Origin of the sequence: Prevotella sp. HMSC077E09 (genome assembly GCF_001814685.1) — a bacterium.
Classification (GTDB): domain Bacteria; phylum Bacteroidota; class Bacteroidia; order Bacteroidales; family Bacteroidaceae; genus Prevotella; species Prevotella oris.
Genome location: NZ_KV817509.1, coordinates 21,313 through 32,781 on the forward strand (window position 1 = coordinate 21,313; position 11,469 = coordinate 32,781).

The following is an 11,469-nucleotide window of genomic DNA, read 5'->3' on the forward strand; positions in this document are numbered from 1 at the left end:
CTTTTATTATTGGTTGATTAATCTTCAAAATTGCCTGTTATCTCACAGATACTGGTGATAACACCTACCGCTTTCTCCATCACCTGAATAGAAACAAACTCATGAGGCCCATGGAAATTCACGCCACCCGCAAAGATATTGGGACATGGAAGACCTTTGAAACTGAGCTGTGCACCGTCAGTTCCACCACGGATTGGCTCCACTTTAGGCGGTACTCCATTGTCCTGCATCGCCCGAAGCACAATATCTATCACGTGCATATTAGGGTCAATCTTCTCCTTCATGTTATAGTATTGGTCGTGAAGTTCAATCTTTACGGTGCCTTCACCATACTTTTCATTCATCTTCTTCACGCAATCTTCCATGAAATCCTTGCGGTCTTCAAACTTAGAACGGTCGTGGTCACGAATGATATAACTGAGTTTTGCCTCCTCAGTACGGCTTTCTATGCCCAACAAATGATAGAAACCTTGATATCCTTCCGTGTTTTCAGGAATATCGGTTTCAGGTATCATACTGTTGAACTCGCATGCCAATCGGTTGGCATTCACCATCTTTCCCTTAGCATATCCAGTGTGAACACTTACACCTTTAATATATACCTTGGCGCCTGCAGCGTTGAAATTCTCATATTCCAAGTCGCCCAAGTCGCCTCCATCAATGGTATAAGCCCAGTCACAACCAAACTTTTCAACGTCGAAATGATGTGCACCCATACCGATTTCCTCATCAGGATTGAAGCCCACTCGAATGTCACCATGCTTGATTTCGTCATGATCGCGCAGGTAACACATGGCTTGTACTATCTCGGCAATACCTGCTTTATCGTCTGCCCCAAGCAGTGTCGTGCCATCGGTAACGATTAAATCCTCACCGATATGTGCTTTCAGTTCGGGGAATTTCTCTGTAGTTGAAAAGATACCCGGTGAAAGTTCTATGTCGTTTCCATCGTAGTTACGGATGATTCTGGCCTTAACATCCTTGCCACTTGCGTCAGGACTCGTGTCATAATGCGAGATAAAGCCAATCGTTGGCGCCTTCTTCTTGGTGTTTGCCTTAAGTGTGGCGTAGATATATCCCTTTTCATCCATCTCAACATCACTGAGACCTTCGTCTTCAAGCTCCTTTTTCAGATACTTGGCAAACACAAGTTGTTTCGCCGTTGAGGGGACACTATCCGACTCTTCGCATGATTGCGTGTCGAATTTTGTGTAGTTAATAAATCTCTCTGTAAGGTTCATATCTTCTAATTCTATGTTAAATATGGGAGTGTTACACTTACATTCCCACAATATTAATATCGCAAAGATACGACAAATCGCAAAGATTGCAAAATAAATTGGCAAATAACATTTGCATAGTAAGTTTTTTATTCGTAATTTTGCAACAGTTTTGGCTCCGTAGCTTAGCTGAATAGAGCGTCAGATTCCGGTTCTGAAGGTCTTGGGTTTGAATCCCAACGGAGTCACAAAAACAACAAACAAGTGCATGAAAGAAGTTTCTTTGTGCACTTTTTTATTAGCTGAATGAGGTCAGAAAAAGTTCTGAAGGTCTTGGGGGTGAATCCCAACGGGGTCACTTTTGATAATTCATAATGCAGAATTCATAATTCACAATAAGGAGAAACAAAGGAGATTATGAGTTATTATCCAACAAACAAGTGCATGAAGGAAGTTTCTTTGTGCACTTGTTTGTTTCTATAAGGTTCTGAAATTAAGTGCCATAACGAATATATTCATCTTATATGGATTGATTTTCCATTTATTTTCTCTTGACATTCCCACTGAAATTGCTTATTTTTGTATGCCAGAAACCATATTAAACCGACATTAAAAATCGTAAAAAATGAATACAAAGCGAGCGCTGAACAGTTTACTAAACAGGCGATGTAAAGTCTTGTCAGAATGCCTTTCCATACAAATTTCGTTGCAATCCAAAGTATATCAGTCTGCAATTCAAGGCAGATGACTTTGCAATTTAACGCAAATCACAGGGTGTTTTGACTCAGATTACAATGCGGTTTGACGCGAGTTGCACCTTCATTTGGAACAAGGCAATAAAAAAGGAAAGGCATATACGCTCCTTTCCTTACGGCAAAGATAATGATTTTTTGCAGTGATTCCAAATTCAATTTGAATTAAGTTTACAATAAAGAAGAATTTAACAGCATAAAAAAGAGCCTTCCGTGGCCTCACAAGAAGATTGGAAAAACAATGATAAAGAAAGACTATGCAGAAGCCAACCGACGTTGGTTGGAAGAAAAAGCAAAAGAGGAAGGCGTGAAAGCCCTGCCTCGTGGCATTTACTATAAAGTGCTGAAAGCAGGCGATGCCAGCGGACCGCAACCTTCACGGCGCAGCATTATCACGGCCCATTATACGGGGTGGACAATCAATGGCAAGAAGTTTGACTCCAGTAGAGGCGGTACTCCGTTCGCAATGCGACTGAGCGACCTCATCGACGGGTGGATTATCGCCATGCAACAGATGCACGTAGGCGACCAATGGGAACTTTACATCCCTGCCGAAATGGGCTATGGCAAGTACTCTCAACCTGGCATTCCCGGTGGTTCCACCTTGATTTTCGAGGTTGAGCTCTTAGGAGTTGGATGATAACCCTACTCCTCTCCCATTTCTTTCAGCATGCCTTCAACGCCGTCTTCAATCAAATCGAGTGCCACTTCAAAGTCTTCAGCACCGCCATAATAGGGGTCGGGAACACTCGTAGCACGTGGATGAGAGGTGAAGAAATCAGCCATTCGCACCACCTTTCCGGCTTCTTCGTCTGACGATGCCTTGGAAGTGATGATGCGGTAATTATCCTCATCCATCACAACTATACGGTCGAAATGCTTGAAATCTGACGTTTGGAACTGACGCGCATGATGATTAACTTGATAGCCACGACGGGCACCATGCTCACGCATTCTACGGTCGGGAAGCTGTCCTACATGCCAGTTGCCGATGCCGGCTGAGTCTACTTCGAACCTTTCGGACAGTCCTCGGTCGTCTATCTTCTTTTGAAATACGGCATGGGCAGCGGGAGAACGACAGATGTTTCCCAAACAGATAAACAGGATTTTCGTGCGTGCGGCAGTCTTGCTATTCATATTTTGCATTTCGTTTTCGGTTTTGTGCAAAGGTAATGAATTGTCGGCAATCGTGCAACTACGCCTTGGTTTTTCATTCACGAAAAAAAGATTGAGATATAAGTACAAGTTTTTCAGACAACTACGGCAAACAAAAAGTAAGATATAGCGCATTATTTATAACATTCTGCAAAATTATATTGGCATTATCTTTTCGTTTTAATATTAAATATTTACCTTTGCATGAAAGATTAAATACATTAAAACAAGACCGTAATGAGCAAAGTCATATGTCCCGAAAACTATCATGCACTGCTTGACAGAAAGCAGACAGAGCAGGGAATTAAACTGATAAAAGACTTCTTTCAGCAGAACCTTTCCACGGAATTACGCCTAAGCAGAGTCACTGCTCCATTGTTTGTGATGAAAGGATTAGGCATCAATGACGACCTCAACGGCGTGGAACGAGCTGTCAGTTTCCCGATAAAAGACCTTGGAGATGCACAGGCAGAGGTAGTTCATTCGCTTGCAAAATGGAAGCGACTTACATTGGCTGAATATCAGATTGAGCCAGGATATGGCATCTATACCGACATGAATGCCATTCGTGCTGATGAGGAGTTAGACAATCTCCACTCCCTCTATGTGGATCAATGGGATTGGGAAGCCGTTATCACGAAAGGCCAACGCACGATTGATTTCCTTGAAGATGTGGTGCGACGCATATATGCCGCCCTGCTAAGAACAGAGTATCTGACGTGTGAAAGCTATCCGAATATCAAGCCATTCCTGCCACAGAAGATCCATTTCATACACAGTCAAGACCTCTTGAACATGTATCCAGACCTCACGCCCAAGCAGCGCGAAGATGCAATTTGCAAGAAATACGGAGCCGTTTTCATTGAAGGCATCGGCGGAAAACTCAGCAATGGCGAGAAACATGATGGTCGTGCGCCCGACTATGATGACTGGAGTACGGTGGATGAAAACGGCAAAACAGGCCTCAACGGTGATATTCTTATCTGGTATCCTGTACTTGAACGGTCGTTTGAACTGAGTTCAATGGGCATCCGGGTTGACCGAGAAGCCTTGTTGAGACAATTGAAATCGGAAGGCAAGGAAGACCGCAAGGAACTCTTCTTCCACAAGAAACTGCTCAACGGAGAGCTGCCTTTGAGCATCGGAGGCGGTATCGGCCAGAGCAGACTTTGCATGATATTGCTCCATAAAGCGCATATCGGAGAGATCCAAGCCAGCATCTGGCCCGAAGAAATGCGCAAGGAATGCCGACGCTTAGGCATGCCTCTGATAGAATAAGACAACGGTGTTTTTAAGACATATCTAAATGGAGAACCTGGCATAGTTTAGCTAATGCGGGGTTCTCTTTTTTCATTTCTTCAAAGCTTTCACGCTTAGTGAGCAGTGGTTTTACCTCTGTTCCCTGGGCTACTCGCCATTCAACATTGATTTGTCCGTTGTTGAGTTCCTTGGCCAAAGTAGCCTTTATGCGTAGTTTAATCGGTTCAACTTGCGTGAGAAGGATTTGATTATCAACCACAATCTCAATCTTTGGAAACTCCGTGATGCGTGGCGTTACGTTCTTCAGTCGCATGGCCAAGCCTCGCAAACTCTGTGGCATTCTCACGAGCATTGCATACCATGAGGTTTCCAATTGGTCTTGAGTAAAACCTTTTTCCTTTGTTGTATCGACATCAAACTGCTCATCTTTCTTTTCTTCTGACCGTTCATTCTGTGCCCGAAGACCACGAAAAGTGAAACCGATTGCGTCGAGACTTGCACTCGGACGAGGCTTTGAAGTAGGTTGTTGAGTCGTGGTTGCTGCCGATGTTGCCGTTACAGAAGGCGTAACAGCAGGCTCGGTAACAACTTGTGTAGCTCTCTCACGAGGAGAAAGCGTATGCTTCTCAGCCGCAACCACCTGCAAAGTTGCTTTCTTTGGCTGAGAGTTTATCAGTTTCTTAAACAGGGATTTTAATCGCTTAGGGCTACGCCCCGCACCGGCATCATCGTCATCCGGCTGCGTAATCTGGGCCACTTGAATGAGCGTTATCTCTACCAGCAGACGCTTGTTGCTGCTCTGTTTATAGTTGATGTCACATTGATTGAGCAGCTTCAAAGCCTGATACAGGAAGTTTACAGGGCATTTTTTACTTTGCTCATGATACTTCTCACGCTGTTGTTGGCTTGTTTCAAGAAGCGGAAGTGTCTGCACATCACGAGCCATAAGCACATTTCTGACGTGTGCTGCAAGGCCTCCAATGAGGTTACCTCCGTCGAACCCTTTATTCAAAATGCCATTGAGCAACACCATGATTTCACTCACCTTGTTGGCTACGGCATAATCAATAATCTTGAAATAATTGTCAGAATCCAGCACATTGAGGTCTTCAATCACCTTTTGATAAGTGATATTTCCCTGACAGAAACTGGCCGCCTGATCGAATATGGAGAGTGCATCGCGCATGCCACCATCGGCTTTTTCAGCAATAACTGCAAGCGCTTCTTCATCATAAGTGATGCTTTCCTTCGCGGCAACCAACTTCAAATGCTCGATAGTATTACCCACTGTCATTCGTTCAAAGTCGTAAATCTGACAGCGAGACAATATGGTTGGCAGTATCTTATGCTTCTCCGTTGTAGCCAAAATGAAGATAACGTGGGCGGGAGGTTCCTCTAATGTCTTCAGAAAAGCATTGAAGGCAGCCGTTGACAGCATGTGCACCTCGTCGATGATAAACACCTTGTAACGACCTACCTGAGGCGGTATCCGGGTCTGTTCCATCAGCGCTTTGATGTTCTCTACAGAGTTATTGCTGGCTGCATCAAGCTCGAATATGTTGTAAGAACGCTGCTCATTGAATGCCTTACAGCTTTCACATGCATTGCAAGCTTCACCATCTTCGCCCGGATGTTCACAGTTTATAGCCTTTGCAAAGATACGGGCACAAGTGGTTTTTCCTACACCTCGTGGTCCACAGAACAAGTAGGCATGAGCCAGTTTCCCGCTTTTGACAGCATTCTTCAGCGTCGTTGTGAGCGCATGTTGCCCCACAACAGCATCGAATGTCATTGGACGGTATTTCCTGGCAGATACAATATATTCTTCCATTTTTTGAGAATTGATGATGCAAAGATAGCAAAAATTATTATCTTTGCAAACAAATAAATCAATTATGACAGGTCGTTTGAATGTTATCTTGAGTCTCATTTCTCACTATAAATACCTTATAGTGTGTGTCATTGGCGTGCTCATTGTAGGCTTGATTGACGAGAACAGCTTTCTGAAACGCTTTCAGTTGGAAATGCAGATCAGCGACCTTAAAAATGAAATCAACAAGTATACAGAGCAGTACGAGGCTGATTCCCGCCAGCTGAATGAACTCAAACGCCACCCCAAGGCTATTGAGAAGATTGCCCGCGAGCGTTATTTCATGAAAGCAGATGACGAAGACATCTACGTACTTAGCGATGATAAAAAACCTATAGAAACCAATAATGAAGCAACTGAATAGTCTACAAAGCATTCTTTTCATGACAGGTGGCGCACTCATGGTGGTGGGAGTAGGCTGCTATGTGTTTATGTTTGCCACACAGATTGTATGTTGGATTGCCCTTGTGGGCTGCATTTTGTTTGCTCTGATGCAGATGATGCAGACCTATGAAGGCCGCAGTCTGGCTATCAAACGCCTGAAAAACATTCTCAATTTGGCGGATTTCCTCTTCGTGTTTGCCGGTCTGTTGATGGTCGATAACGCTTATGGTTTCCTGCGTCCGATATTTGGTAACCAGATAGACTACATCACTTATGTATATAACAAATGGGTAGTTTTGCTGCTTATTGCCGCAATTATCGAGGTATATGCCATGCATCGCATCGATCACGAACTTAAAAAAGAAAAGCAACCGTAAATCTTTTGTGGGATAAAAGAAGTGTTGATTACGAAAAAAACCTAAAAGATAAGCTTGATAAATTAAATAGCATAAATTTTCTTTCGCACTTCATTACTTCCTATTATCTTTGTTATTAGAATAAGAAAACCAATTTATGAATAAGGTCTTTTACGCCATTGTAGCTCTCTTGGGATTGACATCATGTGCGAACTCTTACAACATCGTGGGGACATCTAACGTATCTAACCTTGACGGTCGAATGCTTTATCTGAAGATTCTCAAGAACAATGAGTTCAAAACTCTTGACTCTTGCGATGTCGTTCATGGTCAGTTTCATTTCTCAGGGACGATAGATTCCGTCCGTATGGGCAACATATTCATGGATGAAGAGAGCGTTCTTCCATTGGTTGTAGAGAGCGGAGACATCAATATCAAAATAGACAATACGCAGCAAATCGTCAGTGGAACCCCACTCAATGATAAGCTCTTTCAGTTTTTCAACAAGTATAATCAGTTGAAAAATCAAGAGTCCGAGCTCGTACACCAACATGACCAAGCCATCATGAACGGCCGCAACATGGACGTAGTCAACACGAAACTCAACAAGGAAGCAGCTCTTCTTTCGCAAAAAGAAGACGAACTTGTGACTTCATTTGTTACCGAGAACTTCGACAATGTGCTTGGTCCCGGCATCTTCTTCATGGTTACCATCGGTTTCCAATACCCCGAACTGACTCCTTGGATTGAGGATATCATGAGCAAAGCTACTGACAAATTCAAGAATGATCCCTATGTAAAGGACTACTATCAAAAGGCTCAAGAGAACCAACAGATTATGAATGGCATGCGCGACATACAACCGGAAGCACCTTGCAATGAGGCTCCACAGCCCGAAAGACAACCCATACAATCTGCTCCTACGCCTGCTCAGATGGCAGAACCTGCAGTGAAATAAAAGTCAGAGATATGGAAACAATCATACAGGGTGGTACTATCATCAACGAAGGACGTGCTTTCCGAGGCGACATTGTACTTGAAGATGACCACATAGCTGCCCTATATGAGGCAGAAAAAGCACCCCGAGGCATCTACCAACAGACGGTAGATGTCTCGGGATGTTTCGTTTTTCCGGGTATCATTGATGCCCATGTACACTTTCGTGAGCCAGGACTGACGCGCAAAGCCGATATCGAAAGTGAGAGTCGTGCAGCTGCTTTCGGTGGCATTACTTCGTATATGGAGATGCCCAACACCTCACCTCAGACCACAACTCCCGAGGCTTGGCAGGAGAAAATGAATATTGCCAGCCATAACAGCCACGTGAACTACAGCTTCTTCTATGGCGCAACCAACAATAATACCGACTCTTTTGCCTCGCTTGACCGTACACATATCCCCGGAATAAAACTCTTCATGGGGGCCAGTACGGGTAATATGCTCGTGGATAGGCGCGAGAGTTTGGAGTATATATATAAGGTGTGTGCCGACCAAGACTGGCAACTCATGACGCATTGCGAGGACACCGGCATCATCACTGCTAACATGGCACAGGCCAAAACGCAGCAGGAAGATCCCGACATCAAACTACATCCACTCATCAGAAGTGAGGAAGCATGCTATGAGAGTACGGCTTTGGCTGTAGAATTAGCAAAGAAATACGGTACAAGACTCCATGTCGCACACCTCACAACAGCCCGAGAGTTAGCATTCTTCGGCCTTAACGACCGCATCACTGCAGAGGCTGTGATTGCTCATCTCTATTTTTCGGATGCCGATTATGCCACACTCGGTGCGCGCATTAAATGTAATCCTGCTGTCAAAACCACGGCCGACCGCGATGCGCTTCGCCGTGCATTGACCGACGGACGCATCACAACTGTGGGCACAGACCACGCTCCACACGAACTCAAAGACAAGCAGGGAGGCTGCTTGAAAGCTGCTTCGGGCATGCCAATGGTGCAGTTTTCACTTGTTTCCATGCTCGAACTTGCCGACAAAGGCATACTTCCTCGCGAGCGTGTTGCCGACTTGATGTGCCACAATCCCGCCCGTCTTTTCCGCATTAATGACCGCGGTTTCCTGCGCAAAGGCTACAAAGCTGACCTTACTATCGTTAGACCAAACAGCCCGTGGACGGTTACAACCGATGTCATTCAGAGCAAATGCAAATGGAGTCCATTGGAAGGTCACGTCTTCAGCAACCGCGTTGTGACGACAATCTGCAATGGACACATCATCTATGACAATGGTCGTTTCGATGCTTCCTATCGCGGAGAAGCGCTGACTTTCAATGCCTGACGAAATGCAGACAAGTTCCTTCAAATCGTATAAAGCAACACATAAAAAGATATGATAGCAAGAATTATCTTCCTCCTCATACCGATGATCATATTGAGCGACCTCTATATTGAGCGTCACTGCTTGCGTCATCGCCCTCATTACACACGTTTAAGGCGTCTCGTTTGGTGGTTGCCGGGCTTCATCATGTTGGTCTACAGCCTCGCACTAACCTTCTGCGGCAAGTTCATTCCCGACAATATCAACTGGATTAAGGCCTTTCTTATCTCATTAGCTATCCTCGTTGTACCCAAAACAGTATATGCAATAGTTTCTTCATTAGGCCTGCTCTGCCGTCGGTTCTGCCACACGAAACAGAAGCTTTGGGATGTTATCGGCCTGTTGCTCGGTCTGGTTTGCATGCTCACTATGCTTTACGGAGTCATTTTCGGCACGCGTCAATTGCGTGTCACTCGCATTGAACTTGCTTTCAACGACCTGCCAAAAGCTTTCGATGGCATGCGGATTGTGCTCTTCAGTGATGCGCATGTGGGAAGTTTCAACCATGGTATGGAACGCTATCTTCAGCGAGATGTCGACACAATCCTTGCCCAACATCCCGACATGATATGCTTTGTCGGCGATTTGCAGAACACGCAACCGAGTGAATTGCAGCCCCAGAAAGCGTTGCTTTCGAAGCTTGCTCATCAAGGAATTCCCATGTACAGCGTCCTTGGAAACCACGATTACAGCAAGTATTTCTATGGCGACAGTGTGGCTAAGAAGGCTTGTGAGGAAGGCATTAAAAAGGCTGAACGCGACATGGGATGGCATCTCTTGCTCAACGAACACGCTATATATTACAGTCGTGACCACCGCGATTCACTCGTCATTGCAGGTGAAGAGAACTGCGGAGACGGCAAGCGGTTTCCTGATAATTCAGATATAGAAAAGACACTGAAGGGCATTGGAAAGAAGGCTTTCATCATCTTGTTGCAACATGATCCGAAATCATGGGAGAGCCGAATTCTGCCGAAAAGCCATGCACAACTGACGCTTTGCGGTCACACCCACGGTGGACAAATCTCGCTTTTCGGCCTTCGTCCCACGATGTTCAGCTATCCCGACGACTATGGGTTGGCTGAGAAAGCGGGACATTTTCTCTATGTCACATGCGGCATCGGAGGCCTTGCACCTATCCGCATTGGCGTAGAACCCGAAATAGCCGTTATCACTTTACGAACGAAAAAATAAAGCATCATTACCTCATGAAGTATATTTACCGACTCTACCAGCTCTTCATTTGTCTTCCAATCCTGCTTTTAGCCAGCATCATTACGTCGTTGGTAACCGTCATCGGCTGTCTTGTCGGCAACGGACACTTTTGGGGTTACTATCCCGGTAAATGCTGGGCATGGCTCTGGATACGCCTCTTGCTGTTGCCGGTCAAGGTAGAAGGGCGCGAACATCTGGCCCCCCGGCAGTCTTATGTCTTTGTGGCCAACCATCAAGGAGCCTTCGACATCTTCCTCATCTATGGTTTCTTAGGCCGTAATTTCAAATGGATGATGAAGAAAGGACTGCGAAAAATCCCACTCGTTGGCATTGCCTGCCAATATGCCCACCATATTTTTGTAGACAAAAGTGGGCCTTCAAAAATCCGCGCCACCTATGATGAAGCACGTCATATCCTGCAAGAGGGTATGTCACTCGTAGTGTTTCCCGAGGGCGCCCGCACGTTCACGGGGCACATGGGCGTGTTCCGTCGCGGTGCATTCATGCTTGCCGACGACCTTCAACTGCCTGTGGTTCCACTGACGATCAATGGAAGTTTCGACGTAAAACCACGCACAAAGGATTTCTATTGGGCCTTTTGGCACCCCTTGAAACTCACCATCCATGAACCTATCATGCCAACAGGTCGTGGCCCGGAGAATATCAAGAACCAGATGGAACAAAGCTATGAGGCTGTCATGAACGGACTTGATAAGGAATATCAAGGATTTGTTGAGAACCCAGACCAATAGGAGGGGAACCTATACCGGCCTCTCCAAAGGAGAGGAGAACAAACAAGTGAAGTATCTTTTACTGTCATGCAGGGCTATATATCCCTACATAAAGCGACTTGATTTTGTAAATAAAATTGGCTAAAAAAAGGCATATGGTAGTTTCAACTACCAAATGCGAATTTA

Annotated in this window: 11 protein-coding genes and 1 tRNA gene; 9 read left to right on the top strand and 3 right to left on the bottom strand. The window is 45.1% G+C overall.

Translation table 11 applies throughout. The features are described from left to right. Positions 1-17 precede the first annotated feature (17 nt). Positions 18-1,241: a peptidase T gene (pepT, locus tag HMPREF2983_RS02545; RefSeq protein ID WP_070666454.1), complete on the bottom strand. Its 1,224-nt coding sequence runs from the start codon at positions 1,239-1,241 to the stop codon at positions 18-20. 153 nt (positions 1,242-1,394) lie between these two features. Here pepT and HMPREF2983_RS02550 point away from each other — a divergent pair. Together HMPREF2983_RS02550 and HMPREF2983_RS02560 are read left to right on the top strand one after the other, a co-directional pair. Then, positions 1,395-1,468, top strand: a tRNA-Arg gene (locus tag HMPREF2983_RS02550). A gap of 745 nt (positions 1,469-2,213) precedes the next feature. Then, on the top strand, positions 2,214-2,612 hold the full coding sequence (locus HMPREF2983_RS02560) for a BamJ family beta-barrel-assembly machinery protein (RefSeq protein WP_070666435.1): 399 nt from the start codon (positions 2,214-2,216) through the stop codon (positions 2,610-2,612). Between the two features lie 5 nt (positions 2,613-2,617). Here HMPREF2983_RS02560 and HMPREF2983_RS02565 read toward each other — a convergent pair whose 3' ends face one another. Further along, positions 2,618-3,118: a low molecular weight protein-tyrosine-phosphatase gene (locus tag HMPREF2983_RS02565; protein WP_070666457.1), complete on the bottom strand. Its 501-nt coding sequence runs from the start codon at positions 3,116-3,118 to the stop codon at positions 2,618-2,620. A gap of 246 nt (positions 3,119-3,364) precedes the next feature. On the opposite strand from HMPREF2983_RS02565, the gene asnA reads away from it, so the two are divergent. Further along, positions 3,365-4,405 (top strand): aspartate--ammonia ligase, encoded by a 1,041-nt coding sequence (gene asnA, locus HMPREF2983_RS02570; protein WP_070666437.1) that lies wholly within the window; start codon positions 3,365-3,367, stop codon positions 4,403-4,405. Between the two features lie 13 nt (positions 4,406-4,418). Here asnA and HMPREF2983_RS02575 read toward each other — a convergent pair whose 3' ends face one another. Next, complete coding sequence (locus HMPREF2983_RS02575) at positions 4,419-6,218, bottom strand: DNA polymerase III subunit gamma/tau (protein WP_070666439.1); 1,800 nt, start codon at positions 6,216-6,218, stop codon at positions 4,419-4,421. Between the two features lie 64 nt (positions 6,219-6,282). On the opposite strand from HMPREF2983_RS02575, the gene HMPREF2983_RS02580 reads away from it, so the two are divergent. From HMPREF2983_RS02580 to HMPREF2983_RS02605, 6 genes are all read left to right on the top strand, one after another. After that, positions 6,283-6,621, top strand: coding sequence for an FtsB family cell division protein (locus tag HMPREF2983_RS02580; RefSeq protein WP_070666442.1), 339 nt, complete (start codon positions 6,283-6,285; stop codon positions 6,619-6,621). Beyond that, positions 6,605-7,018 carry a hypothetical protein gene (locus HMPREF2983_RS02585; protein ID WP_018919474.1) on the top strand — a complete coding sequence of 138 codons (414 nt, stop codon included), beginning with the start codon at positions 6,605-6,607 and terminating at the stop codon, positions 7,016-7,018. The genes HMPREF2983_RS02580 and HMPREF2983_RS02585 overlap by 17 nt, the downstream gene beginning before the upstream one ends. Before the next feature lie 136 nt (positions 7,019-7,154). Then, entirely contained in the window at positions 7,155-7,955 is an 801-nt protein-coding gene (locus HMPREF2983_RS02590) for a DUF4369 domain-containing protein (protein ID WP_070666445.1), read from the top strand. An 11-nt stretch (positions 7,956-7,966) separates the two neighbouring features. Next, entirely contained in the window at positions 7,967-9,298 is a 1,332-nt protein-coding gene (locus tag HMPREF2983_RS02595) for a dihydroorotase (protein ID WP_070666448.1), read from the top strand. Positions 9,299-9,349: 51 nt separating this feature from the next. Then, positions 9,350-10,531 (top strand): metallophosphoesterase, encoded by a 1,182-nt coding sequence (locus HMPREF2983_RS02600; protein WP_025879691.1) that lies wholly within the window; start codon positions 9,350-9,352, stop codon positions 10,529-10,531. 14 nt (positions 10,532-10,545) lie between these two features. Next, complete coding sequence (locus HMPREF2983_RS02605) at positions 10,546-11,304, top strand: lysophospholipid acyltransferase family protein (RefSeq protein ID WP_070666451.1); 759 nt, start codon at positions 10,546-10,548, stop codon at positions 11,302-11,304. The last annotated feature ends 165 nt before the right edge of the window (positions 11,305-11,469 follow it).

Excerpts from the sequence above, each read along its gene's own strand:
- HMPREF2983_RS02565 (WP_070666457.1), bottom strand. The coding sequence starts at position 3,118 with ATGCAAAATATGAATAGCAAGACTGCCGCACGCACGAAAATCCTGTTT.
- HMPREF2983_RS02600 (WP_025879691.1), top strand. The coding sequence starts at position 9,350 with ATGATAGCAAGAATTATCTTCCTCCTCATACCGATGATCATATTGAGC.
- pepT (WP_070666454.1), bottom strand. The coding sequence starts at position 1,241 with ATGAACCTTACAGAGAGATTTATTAACTACACAAAATTCGACACGCAA.
- HMPREF2983_RS02575 (WP_070666439.1), bottom strand. The coding sequence starts at position 6,218 with ATGGAAGAATATATTGTATCTGCCAGGAAATACCGTCCAATGACATTC.
- HMPREF2983_RS02560 (WP_070666435.1), top strand. The coding sequence starts at position 2,214 with ATGATAAAGAAAGACTATGCAGAAGCCAACCGACGTTGGTTGGAAGAA.
- HMPREF2983_RS02590 (WP_070666445.1), top strand. The coding sequence starts at position 7,155 with ATGAATAAGGTCTTTTACGCCATTGTAGCTCTCTTGGGATTGACATCA.
- HMPREF2983_RS02595 (WP_070666448.1), top strand. The coding sequence starts at position 7,967 with ATGGAAACAATCATACAGGGTGGTACTATCATCAACGAAGGACGTGCT.
- HMPREF2983_RS02605 (WP_070666451.1), top strand. The coding sequence starts at position 10,546 with ATGAAGTATATTTACCGACTCTACCAGCTCTTCATTTGTCTTCCAATC.
- HMPREF2983_RS02585 (WP_018919474.1), top strand. The coding sequence starts at position 6,605 with ATGAAGCAACTGAATAGTCTACAAAGCATTCTTTTCATGACAGGTGGC.
- asnA (WP_070666437.1), top strand. The coding sequence starts at position 3,365 with ATGAGCAAAGTCATATGTCCCGAAAACTATCATGCACTGCTTGACAGA.
- HMPREF2983_RS02580 (WP_070666442.1), top strand. The coding sequence starts at position 6,283 with ATGACAGGTCGTTTGAATGTTATCTTGAGTCTCATTTCTCACTATAAA.